A 15,944-nucleotide genomic window follows, 5' to 3' on the forward strand; every position below is an offset into this window, starting at 1 on the left:
CATGAGCGCAGTTTCGGACGAGGATAAGACAGGGACTGCGGGCGCTACCGGCCAGATGGCTGGCGGCGACCCGCGCCTCGACAAGCTTGTCCATCGCCTGCCGCCGCGCATGGGCGAAACCGTCGCCTATCTGCTCAAGCCGTCCAGCCGCTGGGTGAGAATCCCTTCGGGCGCGCTGCTGATTGTCGGCGGCGTGCTCTCGTTCCTGCCGGTGCTCGGCGTCTGGATGCTGCCGCTCGGCCTCGCTTTGCTCGCGGAAGACGTGCCCGCGCTGCGATCCTCGCGCAGCAAGGTTTTGGATTGGGTCGAGCGGAAGAAGCCGCAATGGCTCGATCCTGCCGCACCGAAAAATGACCAATCATGACTGAATTCATCACCACCGAAGCGTTGGCCGCGCTGCTTCAGGTCGTCTTGATCGACCTCGTGCTCGCCGGCGACAACGCCGTCGTCATCGGCCTTGCCGCAGCCGGCCTGCCGGCCGAGCAGCGCCGGCGCGCCATCGTCGTCGGCATCATCGCCGCGACCGCCCTGCGCATCGTCTTTGCCGGCGTCGCGACCCAGCTTCTGCAAGTGATCGGGCTGTTGCTCGCCGGCGGCGTGCTGCTGCTCTGGGTGTGCTGGAAGATGTGGCGGGAGCTGCGCGAGCAGTCCGCGCATGCGAACGAGCTCGCGTTCAGCCATGGTGGCAGCGGCGCTGCTCCTGCCTCCCGAAAGACCTTCAGGCAGGCGGCCGTGCAGATCGTCGCCGCCGACGTCTCGATGTCGCTCGACAACGTGCTCGCGGTCGCGGGCGCCGCGCGCGAGCATCCCTACATCCTCGCCTTCGGCCTGTTATTGTCGGTCGCGCTGATGGGCGTCGCCGCCGATTTGCTCGGCCGCGTGCTCCAGAAGCAGCGCTGGATCGGCTATGTCGGCCTCGCCATCATCGTTTACGTCGCCTTCGAGATGATCTATCGCGGCTCGCTCGAGCTCGCGCCTGTGATCGCGAGTCTCTGAGGCAACGCGTCTGTCTATCATCCGGAGTGATCAATGACGTCCGAACCCAAAGCACCTTCGGCGGTTTCCGTGCCGGCGCCGCAAATCGGCCCGTTTGCCCAACTCATCTTTGGCTCGCGCTGGCTGCAGGTCCCGCTTTATGTCGGCCTGATCGTCGCGCAGGCCGTCTATGTGCTGCTGTTCCTGAAGGAGCTCTGGCACCTGGTCGTGCACTCGTTCGACGCCAGCGAGCAGCAGATCATGCTGGTCGTGCTCGGGCTGATCGATGTCGTGATGATCTCGAACCTGCTGGTGATGGTGATCGTCGGCGGTTACGAGACCTTCGTCTCGCGCCTGAACCTCAGCGGTCATCCGGACGAGCCGGAATGGCTCAGCCACGTCAATGCCAGCGTGCTCAAGATCAAGCTTGCGATGGCAATCATCGGCATCTCCTCGATCTCGCTGCTCAGGACTTTCATCGAGGCGGGCAATCTCGGCACGACGCGGAGCAATTTCACCGAAAGCGGCGTGATGTGGCAGGTGCTCATCCACCTGACCTTCATCATTTCCGCGATCGGCATCGCCTGGGTCGACCGCCTCAGCGATAGCGGCCAGCGCAAGGGAGCTGGTCACGGCTGAGTGTGACAGACGGCCGCTCAAAGACCGAAGGCTGCGCTCAGGAACGTCGGCTCCGCGCCAGCGTCTCGGAGGGTGCCTCGCCGAACGCCAATCTGTAGCCGCGCGAGAACTCACCAAGATGCCAGAAGCCGTTGCCGAGCGCTGCGGCCTTGACGCTCATGCCGCCGCCTCCGACCATGAGCTGGATGCGGGCGGACCACAGCCGCTTGAGACGCAGATAGTGGTGCAGGCTCACGCCGTGCACCGCATGTGCGGCGGTCTGCAGCGTACGCACCGATACGCCGAGCGCAGAGGCGAGGTCGTCACTGTAGAGTGCCTTGCTGCCGGACCACATGACCATTTCGTCGAGGCGCGCGATCAGCTTGCGGTGCTTGGCGAACGATGCGCGTCGCGCAGTCAGCCCGCCTGCCGGCGCCAGGGTGTCGTCGAGGCAGGCGAGCAGCGTCTCCTGGATGGGGCGGTTGAGCGCCTCGAATTGCCGGGGATCGTTGCACGCCGAGGCGAGTGAGAACATCTCCAGGATAGCGGCACGTAGGCGCGCCATCGGATGGTCCTGCGCGCGAACATATGCGAGGCCGGTGTCGAAATCCGTCCAGCCGCGATGGCGCATGTCCGAGTTGAAGCGCAGCATCAGGTAAGTGTTGGGATGATGCTCGATCGCGTCTACGGGGGTTTTGCCGCGCATGATCGCAATCGTTGAATTGTCGACCTCGCGGCCGTTGGAGGTGGAGTGAAACGTGAGGGGGACAACGAGGCCGACACCATTGTCCGTGCCGATCTCGGCCTCAAATCGCCGTGCAAAGGAGCGCTGGAGCACGAACAACCCATCCTGGAGCGGCAGGATGGCGCGAGACAGCGAGAATTCGCGCGGGCGGAGCGGCGTGCTGATGCCGAGGCCGAGCACCTCGTTGGCGCGAAACTCGGCGAAATCCGAGAAGCGCTCGATGCCGAGGATTCGCGAAGGCTTCAGCCGAGCTAGCGGCATTTCGGGATCCTGGCGCGAGGGATGAGCCGCAAAATACAAACGGTATCAGATGGTCGACCGTCGGCCCTATCCCGGGAAACTACTGCGACGCTTCATCACGCAACCTGCGGATAGGCCGCGTTTTCCCGCCGCTCGCGCTCGCCCAGCTCGCGCACCAGCTCCTGGAGGAAGGATTCCGTGTGGGCGGGCAGGGTGCGCTCGGCGCGAACGTAGATGCCGAGATCTGACCACACCGGACTGCCGGCATTGTCGAGTGGCAGGAAGACGAGCCGGCTGTCGCGCGACAGCCTGTCGATGCCGAGCTGGGTCTGGAAGGCGACGCCGACGCCGCGCGCGGCGAGCTCGCGCATCAGGTCGATCGAGTTGGCCTGGATGGCAGGCTCCGGCGTCTCGGACAGCTGCGCGATCAGCGGCTGGAGCAGATGATAGATCGACAGCTCCGGCAGCGCGTGGATGACGGGAAAGGCGAGACATTGGGTTAGGGTGACCGTCTTGCGGCGCGCCAGTGGATGCTCGCGCGCGACGACGGCGCCGAGGCGAAACCGTTTCAAGGCGACCTGGCGCAGGTCCGGCGGATGGCGCAGCGCCATGGCGATGCCGATGTCGGCCTCGCCGCGGCTCAGGGCCTCCAGCACATCCGACGATCCCTTCACCTCGGTGGTGAAGCTGACGCGCCGGGCGCGGCCGCGATGTGAGGCGATCAGGTCCGGCAGCACCGATTCCGTGAGCGACTCGATGCAGGCAATGCTGACGGTGCCGTGCCAGGTCCCCGACAGGGACGCGACGTCCGAGCGGAAGCGGTCGAGGTCCTGGAGCACGTTCATGACGTGCCGGGCCAACATCTCGCCGACCGTCGTCAGCGTCAGGCCGCGCGCATTGCGCTCGAACAACGGTGACCCAACCTCCTGTTCGAGCTTGAGAATCTGGCGGCTTACGGCCGACGAGGCAACGTTCAGCAGGCGCGCCGCGGCCCGAATCGAACCGGTGCGGCGGACGGCGTGGAAGTACTGGATGGCCGGTGAGTGAAAGCGCATGGGATCCCCGGCCCACTATAGCTGTTGCCGAAACGGCATCAATATGTACGAAATTCTGTGCTTTTCGAGCACGCTCCTCCCACCTAGGTTCGCGCCCGGCTTGGCCGGTCCCGCCGGACCGTCATGCCATGCGCAACGAGGCGCCAGGGGATCCGGGGTGGACGAGAACATTGTTTGCGAGGTCGCGCCGGATACGCGTCTGGTCGATCGCCGTCGCGCGGCGGCCTATGTCGGCGTGACCGCCGGACGCTTCGAGCAGCTGGTGCGCGACAGCGTCGTGCCTGCGCCTGTCATGGTGGACAACAAGCGGCGCTGGCCGCTCGCGTTGCTCGACGTCGCGAAGGACGCGGTTGTCAGCAGCAGCATGCCGTGCCTGCCGCAGGTGACGGTCGAGATTGCGCAGGACGCGCGTCCCTGCGAACGGGCCCCGGCACCGGCCTTGCACGAACTGCCGGACCAAAACTGGTTCGAGCAGCGCGCGCGGTTCGTTCAGCGCGTGCGCCGGTCGCTGCTGTCGGGCAACGAGATCCGTCTCTTGCGCGAGTTCAAGCTGCTCAGGCAGAACCAGATCAGCATGTTCGGCTATTACGGCAGCTTCGAAGCCCTGATGGTGCGCGGCTACATCGTCGAGCTCGCGCGAAAGCCGCCGTCGAGCCGTCCGCTGGTGACGTACCGGCTGACCGCGCAGGGCGAGCGGGTCCTGTCGGCGCTGAAGGACGAGCCGGCGATCTGACCGGCGCGGACAAGGCGACGGCATCCTTCGGCATTATCGCACGGCGTGCATCTCCAGAAACGCCTTCACACCGGTGACGGTGCCCGTGTCCGACGGCACATAGCCGGGTAGCGTAGCGACAGCCGCGCGAAAATTGGCGCTGCGGATGATCTCCAGGATGCGCTGCATCGGCCCGGTGTCCAGGAACGCGCGCTTGCAGACGAAGAAATAATCCTCGGTCAGGAGCCGGATGAAATCGAGGCCGAAATGCCGGGCGGCGGCCTCGACGCCGAAACTCGCATCGGCCATGCCGCTCGCGACATAGGCTGCGACCGCGGCGTGGGTGAACTCGATCTGCTGCGCGCCGTTGATACGGCTCTCGTCAATTCCGCTTGCCGCGAGCAGTTGGTCGAACAGGAGCCGCGTGCCGGAATCGTGGTCGCGATTGACGAAGCGGACTTTTGGTCCGGTGAGATCGTCGAGCGAAGCGATGCGCAGCGGATTGCCGCGCGCGACCATCAATCCCATTTCGCGTGTGACGAAGCTGACGATGCGATCCTCGCGTGGATCGAGCCATTCGCGCGCAGCCTTGATGCCCTGGGCGCGCAGCGCGCCGTGCGGCAGATGCAGGCCCGAGAGATCGCAGGCGCCCTGCGCCAGCGAGACCAGCGAATGCTGGTTGCTGACATAGCGCAGATCGACGCCGATGCCCGGCTCGCGGTCGAGGAATTCGCGCAGTTTTGCCACCGCAAAGCCGTGGCTGGCATGCACGCGGATCACCGACGGGCGCTGCTCGAGGAACGGCTTGATCTCGCTCGCCAATTCCTGCGCGAGGTTTTCAAGCTGAGGTCCGAGCCGGGCCTGCATGCGCTCGCCCGCCCACACCAGCCGCTCGCCGAACGGTGTGAGCTTTGAGCCCTTGCCGCGCTGGGTCTCGACCAGCGGCGTGCCGAAGAACTCCGACCATTGCTCGATCAGATTCCAGACATGGCGATAGGAGAGGTGGGCGTCCTTGGCCGCGCTGGTGATCTTCCCGGTCCTCCGGATTTCGTTGAGGACGCCGAGCATGATGATGGCTGTGCGCGGATTGCCCTCGCGGCGAAACCGCCATACGGCCTCGATCTCGATCTGAAGCATTGGTCCTCTTTATGAACTGGACTTCATATCAGGAGTGTCCATTTGCAAACCATATCATATTTACTCCGCTCTACAGACATCTAGTCTGGCATACCAGAACTGGAGGAAATATGATGTCTGTTGCATATGACTTTGCACATTCGCCGGCCACCGAGTTCATGTCCCGGCCACAGCATCTGCTGATCGACGGCCGCCGCGTCCCCGCAAGCTCCGGTCGCACCTTCAAGTCGCTCAATCCGGCCACCGGGCAGGTCATCGCCGTCGTCGCCGAAGGCAACGAGGCCGATGTCGAGCATGCGGTCGCCGCCGCGCGCCGGGCTTTCGAAGGCTCCTGGCGCACGATGCGGGCGTCCGAACGCGGCCAGATACTGCTGCGCTGGGCTGACCTGCTCAAGGCCCACGCCGAGGAGATCATCGAACTCGAATCGATCGACGCCGGCAAGCCGATCTCCGCGACATCGCGGCAGGATTTTCCGGCCGCCGTCGACACGCTGATCTACTACGCCGGTTGGGCCGACAAGATCAGCGGCGACGTCGTGCCCGTGCGCGATGATGCCCTGACCTACACCGTGCGCGAGCCGGTCGGCGTGGTCGCGGCGATCGTGCCCTGGAATTTCCCGCTGATGATCGGGATGTGGAAGCTTGCGCCGGCGCTGGCCTGCGGCTGCACCATCGTGATGAAGCCGGCCGAGCTGACCTCGTTGTCGGCGCTACGCATCGCCGAGCTCGCGCTTGAAGCCGGCCTGCCGGCGGGCGTCTTCAACGTCGTCACTGGCCCCGGCCGCGTCGTCGGCGACGCGCTGGTCAATCACCCCGACGTCGACAAGGTCACCTTCACCGGCTCTCCCGGTGTCGGGCGGGGAATCATGAAGGGCGCCGCAAGCAACTTCAAGCGCGTCTCGCTCGAGCTGGGCGGCAAGTCGGCCAACGTCATTTTCGACGATGCGGATCTCGAATCCGCATCGAAAGCTGCGGCTTCCGGCATCTTCTTCAATGCAGGCCAGGTCTGCTCGGCAGGCTCCCGCGTGCTGGTGCAGGAGAAGGCCCATGACGAGGTCGTCGAGCGACTGGCAGCGCGCGCAAAGTCGCTCAGGATCGGCGACCCGCTCGACCGCAAGACGACGCTCGGCCCCGTCATATCCGAGAAGCAGATGAAATCGGTCCTCGATTATGTTGATATCGGCCGGAAGGAGGGCGCGACCCTCGTCACCGGTGGCGAGAAGGTAGGCGATCGCGGCTACTTCATCAGCCCCGCGGTGTTCGCGAATGTCGCGCATGAGATGCGGATCTCACAGGAAGAGATCTTTGGCCCCGTCGTCAGCGTCATCAAGTTCAAGGACGAGGCCGACGCTTTGCGGATTGCCAACGGCACGGCTTACAGCCTCGCCGCCGGCGTCTGGAGCCGCGACATCGGCAAGCTGCAGCGCTTCGCCAAGCGGGCGCGCGCGGGCACGGTCTGGATGAACACCTATGGCTACACCGACGTGCGCCTGCCCTGGGGCGGCGAGCGCGACTCCGGCCTCGGCCGCGAGCACGGCACCGCCGCGCTCGACAATTTCACCGAGCCCAAGGCTGTCTGGATGAATCTGGCCGTTTGAAACCTCCCGAGCGGCCAAGCCTTGAGCCCGCCTGATCACCCGGTCCGGCGGGCTCTTTTTTCGAGATCGGTAAAATTGTCTGCATTCCGCTCAGCGGCGGCAAACCCTGCGGACAAGAACTATACGGCCATAAACCCCGGCTTTGGAACCGGCGTGCATCCTGCCTGCAACAGGGTGGGGCATCAGCAATGTCAGTTCTCAGGGAGGTCGTCGTCGCGGTCGCGGGAGTCTACGCACTTCTGTTCGCGTGCGACGCAATGTTCGGGATCGGCGAGGCGCGCTTCGACGATGCTTATTACAGCGCCAGCTTCTACGCGCCGCGGCCGAAGGAGTTTCGTTTCGCCGGCGATACGCCGCCGGCCGTCCGCGTCAGCGACGCCTTTGCGCAATTCGCGCCCGGCGAAGCCAAGCCGAACAAGCGCTATTCGTCGCTGACGACAATCATTCGCTAGGACGCATACTCGTCGTTCCGACTGCAACCGCGGCGGTTCGCGCCCAGGCCGGCGGCTTGCCGCTTGCGTCGGACCCCGCGCTACATCACCGACACGACGGGCCGTGAATGGAAATCGGTCAACTGCCTCTTCAATCCTCCCAACCGGCTTTACGAAGGCCGTCCAACATGAGGGCGTGATCTTCTGGCCGAAACCACGGTGGCCGTTGACGGACCTGAAACTCGAAGGATGCTGATGAAATTGCGATTGCTTTCTGCAGCGCATCGTCGGCTTCAGCGGTTCGACCGAGTTGGCCGAGAGCTGCGGCAAGCCAGCGGTAGGGGGAGGGAAAATCGGGAAATGTTCGGATCGCGCGCTCCGCCGCCTCGACTGTGGCCGTGTAGTCCCGGCAAAAATAGTGAGCCAACGCGACCTGGTTCAAGCGATTCACCAGCGATGGGTCACGAGGGTCCAGCCGAATGCACGTCTCGAGGGCGACGAGGCCCTCTTTGGGACAGCCAGAATACGCGAGAATGACGCCCAGCGCTCCGTGAGCCGGTGCGAGATTCGGGCAGAGTGCCAGCGCACGCTCGGCCTGCGCACGTGCTCCGCCGTGATCGCCCCGAGCGTTGAGCGCCAGCCCCAGGCGTGAGTGGGCGTCTGCGTTGCCGCGATCCAGAGCGACCGCGCGTCGCGCCAATTCTTCTTCTTCGACTTGTGTTCCTTTCGACCGACTGAGCACGGTGGAGAGCCCGATATATCCGGGCGCGAACATCGGATCGAGATCGATGGCCCGCTGAAAGAATTCTCCGGCAAGTGCATCATCTTCGGTACTCGCTTTGCCGAGATGCCACATTCCACGCTGGTAGGCGCCCCAGGCATCAAGACTTGCGGGTGGCTTGCGCATTGCCCGCTGTTGCTCGGCGCCGGCAATGACCGGCGCGATTGCGATCGTCGTGGACTGCGCGATGTCATCCTGTACGGAGAAGATGTCCGCTATATCGCGGTCGTAGCGTTCCGCCCAGACATGATTGCCTGTCTCTGCTTCGACAAGCTGCGCGGTGACTCGGACGCGGTTGCCGGATTTTCGCAGCCCGCCCTCAAGCACATAGCGAACGCCCAGTTCGCGGCCGACTTGTTTCACGTCTACCGCGCGTCCCTTGAAGGAAAACGACGAATTGCGGGCGATGACGAAGAGTGAAGAATATCGCGACAATGCCGTGATGACGTCCTCCGCGATTCCGTCGGTGAAGAACTCCTGGTCCAGATCGGGACTCATGTTCTGGAACGGCAGCACCGCGATGGACGGCTTGTCCGGAAGCGCCAGCGGTTGCGCAATTTCGGGCGCTTGTGCTGGCGTTGATGCTGCAGAGGAATTCGCATCGACAAGGAGGCGCCATGCATGCATCGGTTCGGCGATATTCTTGAGTGCTTGCAGACCCATATCGTTATAGACGACGTCTATCTTGCCGCGAATCTGCCGACGAGCATCGTCGGAGATACAGATGCCGCCGGGGTCGGCTATTCCTTCAAGGCGCGCGGCAATGTTGACGCCATCGCCGAAGATGTCGTTGTCATCAATGATGATGTCGCCGATGTGGATGCCGATCCGGAAATCGATCCTCATTGCCGCGGAGACGTCGGCGTTCTGCGCCGCCATTCTGCGCTGGACTTCGACCGCACTGCGCGCGGCGTCCACCGCACTCGCAAACTCGACCAGCATGCCGTCGCCGGTGGTCTTGACGATGCGGCCGCGATGCGCAGCGATCGTGGGGTCGACAACGATCCTTCGAGCCGCCTTCAGCCGGGCCAGCGTGCCTTCCTCGTCGGCGCCCATGAGACGGCTGTAACCGGCGACATCGGCAGCCAATACCGCTACAAGTCGTCGTTCCACGCGCTCGCCGGTCAAAATTGCCTCTAACAAAATGGCCTCTAAAATAAGATATTTGGCCCTGCGCATCAAAGCACGCAGAGCTGCTTTCGGCTAGCACCGACGTTCGTCCGGGGTCACAAGACGGAATGCCGGATCATCGTGCTCAGGTCTGCTTCACTCAGGGAAGGAGCATGTGTCGGTCCACGCCTTTCATGCTGTATTCTCATTCCCCCTGGATCCATTCCGCGACGCCACGCCACAGCGTGTCGCGATGGTCGGGGCGGAAGAAGCCGAAATGGCCGATCGCCTTGGCGCCGACGTCGGACGGCTTCACGTTGAGCACCTCCGGCTTGATCGCGGTGAATCCGCTCGCAAGCAACTCGACCGCGGGCTGCGTTGCCCAGGGATCGTCGGAGAAGCAGAGTGTGCGCAGCTCGCCCTTGAATCTGGCGAAATTCTCCAGCGCCGGCAGCTTTGAATCGAAGAGATAACGGGGGCTCGAAACCCACTCGGCCCATTGCAGGAAGACGCCCTTGGGTAAATCCTCACCGATGCCGGCCCAGCCCGGCGCGTAACCGAGCGCGTGGACGAGCGGCACACCGACAAGATTCATGAAAGCGAAGACGCGGTATTTTTCCGGCGATTTCATCAGCCGCCAGGTCGCCGCCTGCGAGGCCACGAACGCGGCGCGCGAGATGTCCGCGTTGTTGGCGATCAGCCCGAGCGCCTGGCCGCCAAAGGAGTGACCGACATAGGCCAAGGGCAGGGTGTTGTAGCGCTCCCGCATCCAGTGCACTGCGGCGGTGACGTCGAGCGCGGCCCAGTCCGACATCGAGGCCTTGAAGCCGACCAGCGATTTCGGCTGGTTGTAGCCGACCATCGCCGGCAGCCGGGAGTCGCCGATGCCGCGATAGTCGTAGGTCAGGACCGCGCAGCCGCGATGGGCGAGATAGGAGGCAAAGCCGCGATAGATTTTTCGCGGGACGGCAGTCGCCGAATTCACCAGCACGGCATGGCGTTTGGTGCCGCGCGGCAGAAATAGCGTGCCGGCCAGCGCATACCCGTCGGTCGCCGGGAAGCTGATCTCGTCGATGAAAACGTCGTCCAGTGCCACGCCCATGGGCAGAAGGTATCCTGCCGGTTTCCTCGCCGTTTCCCAGCAAATGCGAATTTGGCTTTCCCCGCAAGGCTTTGCAGTGCCAATTGGATTTACAACTGGCGGCCGGTGGCCAGCCTGTGTATAAGGCGACCCTCGCAACCCACAGATCAGGTTGTGCTTTTTGCTTCACGGAGAGATTGCGATGTCCGAGCGGTGGACGCCCGAATCCTGGCGCAGCAAGCCGGTGCTACAGGTGCCCGATTATCCCGACGCCAAGGCCCTGGCCGACGTCGAGGCGCAGCTTGCGACCTTTCCGCCGCTGGTATTCGCGGGCGAGGCGCGCAATCTGAAGAAGGCCTTAGCGCGGGTCGCGGCCGGTGAGGCCTTCCTGCTGCAGGGCGGCGACTGCGCCGAGAGCTTTGCCGAGCACGGTGCCAACAACATCCGCGACTTCTTTCGTGTGCTGCTCCAGATGGCGGTGGTGCTGACCTATGCCGGCGCCGTCCCGGTGGTGAAGGTCGGGCGCGTCGCCGGCCAGTTCGCAAAACCGCGCTCCTCGCCGATGGAGAAGATCGACGGTGTCGAGCTGCCGAGCTATCGCGGCGACATCGTCAACGACATCGCCTTCACCAAGCAAGCGCGCATCCCTGATCCGCAGCGCCAGCTGATGGCCTATCGCCAGTCGGCCGCGACGCTGAACCTGTTGCGCGCGTTCGCGACCGGCGGCTACGCCAATCTCGGCAGCGTGCATCAGTGGATGCTCGGCTTCCTCAAGGACTCGCCGCAGTCCCGCCGCTACAAGGAATTGGCCGACCGCATCTCCGATGCGCTCAACTTCATGCGCGCCTGCGGCCTCGATCTCGAGGCCCACCCCGAGCTGCGCGCCACCGATTTCTACACCAGCCACGAGGCCCTGCTGCTCGGCTACGAGCAGGCCATGACCCGCGTCGATTCCACTACCGGCGACTGGTACGCGACCTCGGGTCACATGATCTGGATCGGCGACCGCACCCGCCAACTCGACCACGGCCATATCGAATATTTCCGCGGCATCAAGAATCCGATCGGGCTCAAATGCGGCCCGTCGCTCAAGCCCGACGAACTGCTGAAGCTGATCGACGTGCTCAATCCCGACAACGAACCGGGCCGGCTGACGCTGATCGGCCGCTTCGGCTCCGACAAGATCGGCGAGCACCTGCCGAACATGATCCGCGCCGTGAAGCGCGAGGGCAAAGTGGTGGTCTGGTCGTGCGATCCCATGCACGGCAACACCATCACATCGACGTCAGGTTACAAGACGCGGCCCTTCGACCGCATCCTGTCCGAGGTGAAGTCGTTCTTCGCGATCCACGCGGCGGAAGGCACCCATGCCGGCGGCGTGCATCTGGAGATGACCGGCCAGGACGTCACCGAGTGCCTCGGCGGCGCCCGTGCGATCACCGACGAGGATCTCAACGACCGCTACCACACGGTCTGCGATCCCCGGCTCAACGCCGAGCAATCCATCGACATGGCTTTCCTGGTCGCAGAACTGCTCAAGCAGGAACGCGCTGGCAAGGTCAGGCCGATCCCGGTCGCAGCGGGGCTCTAAGACCTTGCTGCGGATCTGGAAGGCCACGATCAATTCCCGTAACGGTCTGGCCTTTGCGTTCCGCTCGGAGCAGGCGGTCCGCGAGGAAATCGTTGCGCTCCTCTTGTCGCTGCCGCTCGCGTGGTTGGTCGGCGCGACTGCGATGCGCGCGGTCGAGCTGATCTGCGCGGTCGCGTTCGTGCTGGTGGTCGAGCTGCTCAATACTGCGATCGAGAAGCTTGCCGACCGGCTGACCATGGATCACGACAAGCAGATCGGACGGGTCAAAGACATGGGTTCGGCCGCGGTCGGTCTTGCGCTCCTGATGGCCGGCGCATTCTGGATCATCGCCATCATCGAGCGATTGGGATTCCTCTAAAGCGCTAATCGCGCTTTAGGTTGTTGTTTTGAGCATGATCTTTTCGGAAAACCGCTTCACACTTTTCCGGATCATGCTCTGATCGGAGCGCGGTGGCCATGACCGAACGTCTCAATGCATTCGCGGTCACGCTCGCCCAGCTCAATCCCACCATGGGCGACATCGACGGAAATGCCGCCAAAGCGCGCGCGGCGCGCGTGCAGGCAGCCGCCGACGGCGCCGATCTCCTGCTGTTTCCGGAATTGTTCATCGCCGGTTACCCGCCGGAAGATCTGGTGCAGAAGCCTTCGTTTCAGGCCGCCTGCCGCGCTGCGATCGAAGCGCTGGCGCGCGAGACCGCCGATGGCGGGCCGGCGATGCTGATCGGCACGCCCTGGGTCGAGGAGGGCAGGCTCTACAATGCCTGTGCGCTGCTCGACGGCGGCCGTATCGCTGGCTTGCGCTTCAAATGCAATCTGCCGAACTACGGCGTGTTCGACGAGAAGCGGCTGTTTTCGCGCGGTCCCGCGGCCGGCCCCGTCACCGTGCGCGGCGTGCGCATCGGTGTGCCGATCTGCGAGGACATCTGGCTGGAGGAGTCCGAGAACTACGAGAACGTGGTCGAGACGCTGGCCGAGACCGGCGCGGAGATCATCCTTGTGCCGAACGGCTCGCCTTATGCCCGCGACAAGGCCGACGTGCGCTTGTCGGTCGCGGTCGCGCGCGTCACCGAGAGCGGTCTGCCGCTGGTCTATCTCAACCAGGTTTGCGGCCAGGACGAGCTGGTGTTCGACGGTGCTTCCTTCGCGCTCAACGGCGACCTTTCGCTCGCGGCGCAATTGCCGGCGTTCGCGGAGAGCATCACCACACTGCACTTCACGAGAAGCGGCGACGATTGGCGCTGCACCGGTCCGATCGCCGCGCAGCCCGAGGGCGACCACGCCGACTACGCGGCTTGCGTGCTGGGCTTACGCGACTACGTCGCCAAGAATGGCTTTCCCGGTGTGCTACTCGGCATTTCCGGCGGTATCGACTCTGCCCTCTGCGCGGCGATCGCGGTCGATGCACTCGGTGCCGATCAGGTGCACGGCGTGATGCTGCCTTATCGCTACACCGCGGCACACTCGATCGCGGACGCCGGCGAGCTCGCCGGCCATCTCGGCATCCGCTACGAGGTGCTGCCGATCGCGGAGGCGGTGACCGGGTTCGAGACCATCCTGTCTGGCGTCTTCAAGAATCTGCCGCCCGATGTTACCGAGGAGAATCTCCAGGCCCGGACCCGCGGCACGCTGCTGATGGCGATCTCCAACAAGACCGGCCTGATGGTGGTGACCACCGGCAACAAGTCGGAGATGTCGGTCGGCTACGCCACGCTCTACGGCGACATGAATGGCGGCTTCAATCCGATCAAGGACATCTACAAGACGCAGGTGTTTCGGTTGGCAAGCTTGCGCAATTCGTGGAAGCCCGAGGGGGCGCTGGGGCCGGACGGCGAGGTGATCCCGCCCGACATCATCACGCGGCCGCCGACGGCGGAGCTGCGCGAGAACCAGACCGACCAGGATTCGTTGCCGGCTTACGACGTGCTCGACGCAATCCTGGAGCGTCTCATCGAGCGCGAAGAGCCGCTCGACACAATCATCGCCGCCGGCTTCGATCGCGAGACGGTCAGCCGCATCGATCATCTCCTCAACGTCGCCGAATACAAGCGCCGCCAAGCCGCGCCCGGCGTCAAGGTCACAGCCAGGAATTTCGGCCGCGACCGCCGCTATCCCATCACCAACCGCTTTCGCGATAAAGGCGAGCCGTTGCCGGCGGCAGACGAGACACTGGTGTCGCGCGGCAGCAAGGCGTCGATCGACGCATTCGAGGGGTGAACGACAAAGACCGGGACTTTGGGAAGCCCGTTTATAAATTGATAGAGATAACTGACGTTCAGGGCATTGCTATCCCGACCGGGTGAACTTCCTTAAGCCGAGAACCTCTTTGAAGCCAGGATGGACGCGGAATTGGGTCGCGTTTTCATTGAAAGTGCTTTTTTGGTCCTTGTACTTCCAGATGTACTCGGATCCGCCGGCGCCGCCACCAGGCGAATAGTAGCCGATGAGCGAGAAAGTATAGAGCTGCTTCATCGCCAGATCAGGCTTGTCGTCGCCAGATAGCAGGGATCTTCGACTTTCCCAGGATTTGAGAAAGTCTTCGCGGGTGAACTGCAGTGACTCCAGGTTTTTCAGTACTTCAACATAGAACTCATAATTCGCTATCTGCTTGTGAATTTCGTCTTCAAGTTCTCTATAAAGATAGTCTGAATATTGAGGCTGGGCAGCCAAGATGTGCTTGTTCTCGAATGTGTCTGTACCGTCCACTGACGCTTTGTATGCTGCTAACGTTTCATTGCAGAATTTAATCATATCGCGCGGTCGTAAGAATGTTCGATCGCACATGTATTGGTACTTTGCTTGTCTTCCAGTCATCTGATGAAGCTCATCGAATACTTCATCCCAAGTTATTGGCTTGCTGGATAGGGTCACCGCAGTGAATCGCTTTTCCATCAAGCTTTTCAGGGTCCGATTGTTTGGGCCGTGATCCCAATAAACGGGTGCAGCAAAATTTTCCGTTATCTTGTTTTTATCTTCGAAGCGCAAAGATCCGTAAATGTCATCTCTCAGAAAAATGCCGATCGTAAGCTTCTTTCCTTTTGCTTTGGCGAGAACATTTAGTTCTTTGGCGGCGAGCAGAAGGCCGATCAGTCTCAAAGAATACGCCTTGTCTTCGACTGAAAAACCTAGGTCCAACTGATCGAACAAGACATAGTAGCTATTGTTGGGATTGAGGCTTTCGATGACGGACAATCGCAGGTTATGATTTACTTCCTGGGCGATCGTGGGAAAATGCTCCATTTCAATGCTGTCGATCTTCGTGGATGCTTTGAAAATTTTCCAATCGATGCCGATATCGCCGGAAAATCTCAGCTTATGAGACGGAGAAAATATTTGCGTGACGTCGGGATCGCGGCTGCCATATGTGTCGAGAATAAACCTTTCAACGCGTTGGATGTGATCCATCGTGTTGTCGCTGTAAGGCTGTGAGTTGTCTTGATTGAGAAGAATCTTAGAAAGTGAGATCAAGCAAAGGTAGGTCCAGCTCTGCACAAAACATTGCTCTTCAGGCACTCCGCTTTTTCGTTGCTTGTCGTGGTGATGCCAAGGATAGTCAGTGAATGTGTGACCAAATGAGAATATATTAGGCTGCTTTTCTTGTAGGATTTTCTTGAAGATCGCCGTCTTCCCACTTCCTTTTCGCCCGAGAATGCAAAATCTCTCGTGGTTCACAATTTGAGTGTAGGCGGGATGGTCCTCAAACGACTTCAACAGCAGCGCATCTTCATCCGCATCGGTGCCCCCGAAATTTGGGATGGCCATCAAATCGATTGGCATCGCTTTGTTCTCTCTTAGCTGCAGCGCTACAAACTAGGAGTTGTAAATGTGCGTGTCGGTTTAGGCCATAGCCGATTCGAACTATCCGGTTTTGTC

Annotated in this window: 15 protein-coding genes; 9 read left to right on the forward strand and 6 right to left on the reverse strand. The window is 62.4% G+C overall.

Annotation, left to right across the window (positions count from 1 at the left end; translation table 11 throughout):
* Nucleotide 1 precedes the first annotated feature (1 nt).
* The 3 genes from AC0L3A_RS09495 to AC0L3A_RS09505 are packed head-to-tail and all read left to right on the forward strand — an operon-like array spanning nucleotide 2 to nucleotide 1,614.
* Nucleotides 2-364, forward strand: a complete 363-nt coding sequence (locus AC0L3A_RS09495; protein WP_007592546.1) for a hypothetical protein — start codon at nucleotides 2-4, stop codon at nucleotides 362-364.
* A complete protein-coding gene (locus tag AC0L3A_RS09500) occupies nucleotides 361-996 on the forward strand; it encodes a TerC family protein (RefSeq protein WP_473254235.1) in 636 nt (211 codons plus the stop codon). Before AC0L3A_RS09495 ends, AC0L3A_RS09500 begins: the two co-directional genes overlap by 4 nt.
* Before the next feature lie 33 nt (nucleotides 997-1,029).
* The gene (locus tag AC0L3A_RS09505) at nucleotides 1,030-1,614 is read left to right on the forward strand and encodes a TIGR00645 family protein (RefSeq protein WP_007592544.1); all 585 of its coding nucleotides are present in this window, start codon (nucleotides 1,030-1,032) and stop codon (nucleotides 1,612-1,614) included.
* A gap of 37 nt (nucleotides 1,615-1,651) precedes the next feature.
* Here AC0L3A_RS09505 and AC0L3A_RS09510 read toward each other — a convergent pair whose 3' ends face one another.
* A complete protein-coding gene (locus AC0L3A_RS09510) occupies nucleotides 1,652-2,599 on the reverse strand; it encodes a helix-turn-helix domain-containing protein (protein WP_473254236.1) in 948 nt (315 codons plus the stop codon).
* Nucleotides 2,600-2,694: 95 nt separating this feature from the next.
* Nucleotides 2,695-3,633 (reverse strand): LysR family transcriptional regulator, encoded by a 939-nt coding sequence (locus tag AC0L3A_RS09515; protein WP_007592541.1) that lies wholly within the window; start codon nucleotides 3,631-3,633, stop codon nucleotides 2,695-2,697.
* Between the two features lie 157 nt (nucleotides 3,634-3,790).
* On the opposite strand from AC0L3A_RS09515, the gene AC0L3A_RS09520 reads away from it, so the two are divergent.
* Nucleotides 3,791-4,366: a hypothetical protein gene (locus AC0L3A_RS09520; protein WP_354127846.1), complete on the forward strand. Its 576-nt coding sequence runs from the start codon at nucleotides 3,791-3,793 to the stop codon at nucleotides 4,364-4,366.
* A gap of 33 nt (nucleotides 4,367-4,399) precedes the next feature.
* Here AC0L3A_RS09520 and AC0L3A_RS09525 read toward each other — a convergent pair whose 3' ends face one another.
* Entirely contained in the window at nucleotides 4,400-5,482 is a 1,083-nt protein-coding gene (locus tag AC0L3A_RS09525) for a substrate-binding domain-containing protein (protein ID WP_007592538.1), read from the reverse strand.
* Between the two features lie 113 nt (nucleotides 5,483-5,595).
* Here AC0L3A_RS09525 and AC0L3A_RS09530 point away from each other — a divergent pair, with 113 nt between their 5' ends.
* On the forward strand, nucleotides 5,596-7,080 hold the full coding sequence (locus tag AC0L3A_RS09530; RefSeq protein ID WP_473254289.1) for an aldehyde dehydrogenase family protein: 1,485 nt from the start codon (nucleotides 5,596-5,598) through the stop codon (nucleotides 7,078-7,080).
* Nucleotides 7,081-7,268: 188 nt separating this feature from the next.
* The gene (locus AC0L3A_RS09535; protein WP_007592535.1) at nucleotides 7,269-7,532 is read left to right on the forward strand and encodes a hypothetical protein; all 264 of its coding nucleotides are present in this window, start codon (nucleotides 7,269-7,271) and stop codon (nucleotides 7,530-7,532) included.
* A gap of 130 nt (nucleotides 7,533-7,662) precedes the next feature.
* Here AC0L3A_RS09535 and AC0L3A_RS09540 read toward each other — a convergent pair whose 3' ends face one another.
* Entirely contained in the window at nucleotides 7,663-9,471 is a 1,809-nt protein-coding gene (locus tag AC0L3A_RS09540; protein ID WP_473254237.1) for an adenylate/guanylate cyclase domain-containing protein, read from the reverse strand.
* A gap of 136 nt (nucleotides 9,472-9,607) precedes the next feature.
* The gene (locus AC0L3A_RS09545; RefSeq protein WP_473254238.1) at nucleotides 9,608-10,504 is read right to left on the reverse strand and encodes an alpha/beta hydrolase family protein; all 897 of its coding nucleotides are present in this window, start codon (nucleotides 10,502-10,504) and stop codon (nucleotides 9,608-9,610) included.
* 181 nt (nucleotides 10,505-10,685) lie between these two features.
* Here AC0L3A_RS09545 and AC0L3A_RS09550 point away from each other — a divergent pair, with 181 nt between their 5' ends.
* From AC0L3A_RS09550 to AC0L3A_RS09560, 3 genes are all read left to right on the forward strand, one after another.
* Entirely contained in the window at nucleotides 10,686-12,074 is a 1,389-nt protein-coding gene (locus AC0L3A_RS09550) for a class II 3-deoxy-7-phosphoheptulonate synthase (protein WP_219682552.1), read from the forward strand.
* Between the two features lie 4 nt (nucleotides 12,075-12,078).
* Nucleotides 12,079-12,432: a diacylglycerol kinase gene (locus tag AC0L3A_RS09555; protein WP_007592527.1), complete on the forward strand. Its 354-nt coding sequence runs from the start codon at nucleotides 12,079-12,081 to the stop codon at nucleotides 12,430-12,432.
* A 98-nt stretch (nucleotides 12,433-12,530) separates the two neighbouring features.
* Nucleotides 12,531-14,288 (forward strand): NAD+ synthase, encoded by a 1,758-nt coding sequence (locus AC0L3A_RS09560; RefSeq protein WP_473254239.1) that lies wholly within the window; start codon nucleotides 12,531-12,533, stop codon nucleotides 14,286-14,288.
* A 69-nt stretch (nucleotides 14,289-14,357) separates the two neighbouring features.
* Here AC0L3A_RS09560 and AC0L3A_RS09565 read toward each other — a convergent pair whose 3' ends face one another.
* A complete protein-coding gene (locus tag AC0L3A_RS09565) occupies nucleotides 14,358-15,848 on the reverse strand; it encodes a P-loop ATPase, Sll1717 family (protein ID WP_473254240.1) in 1,491 nt (496 codons plus the stop codon).
* Nucleotides 15,849-15,944 lie beyond the last annotated feature (96 nt).

The sequence above is a fragment of the Bradyrhizobium sp. MI1.3 genome, from assembly GCF_055811695.1.

Coding starts and splice junctions, on each gene's coding strand:
- AC0L3A_RS09495 (WP_007592546.1), top strand. CDS start 2: ATGAGCGCAGTTTCGGACGAGGATAAGACAGGGACTGCGGGCGCTACC.
- AC0L3A_RS09500 (WP_473254235.1), top strand. CDS start 361: ATGACTGAATTCATCACCACCGAAGCGTTGGCCGCGCTGCTTCAGGTC.
- AC0L3A_RS09505 (WP_007592544.1), top strand. CDS start 1,030: ATGACGTCCGAACCCAAAGCACCTTCGGCGGTTTCCGTGCCGGCGCCG.
- AC0L3A_RS09510 (WP_473254236.1), bottom strand. CDS start 2,599: ATGCCGCTAGCTCGGCTGAAGCCTTCGCGAATCCTCGGCATCGAGCGC.
- AC0L3A_RS09515 (WP_007592541.1), bottom strand. CDS start 3,633: ATGCGCTTTCACTCACCGGCCATCCAGTACTTCCACGCCGTCCGCCGC.
- AC0L3A_RS09525 (WP_007592538.1), bottom strand. CDS start 5,482: ATGCTTCAGATCGAGATCGAGGCCGTATGGCGGTTTCGCCGCGAGGGC.
- AC0L3A_RS09530 (WP_473254289.1), top strand. CDS start 5,596: ATGTCTGTTGCATATGACTTTGCACATTCGCCGGCCACCGAGTTCATG.
- AC0L3A_RS09535 (WP_007592535.1), top strand. CDS start 7,269: ATGTCAGTTCTCAGGGAGGTCGTCGTCGCGGTCGCGGGAGTCTACGCA.
- AC0L3A_RS09540 (WP_473254237.1), bottom strand. CDS start 9,471: ATGCGCAGGGCCAAATATCTTATTTTAGAGGCCATTTTGTTAGAGGCA.
- AC0L3A_RS09545 (WP_473254238.1), bottom strand. CDS start 10,504: ATGGGCGTGGCACTGGACGACGTTTTCATCGACGAGATCAGCTTCCCG.
- AC0L3A_RS09550 (WP_219682552.1), top strand. CDS start 10,686: ATGTCCGAGCGGTGGACGCCCGAATCCTGGCGCAGCAAGCCGGTGCTA.
- AC0L3A_RS09560 (WP_473254239.1), top strand. CDS start 12,531: ATGACCGAACGTCTCAATGCATTCGCGGTCACGCTCGCCCAGCTCAAT.
- AC0L3A_RS09565 (WP_473254240.1), bottom strand. CDS start 15,848: ATGCCAATCGATTTGATGGCCATCCCAAATTTCGGGGGCACCGATGCG.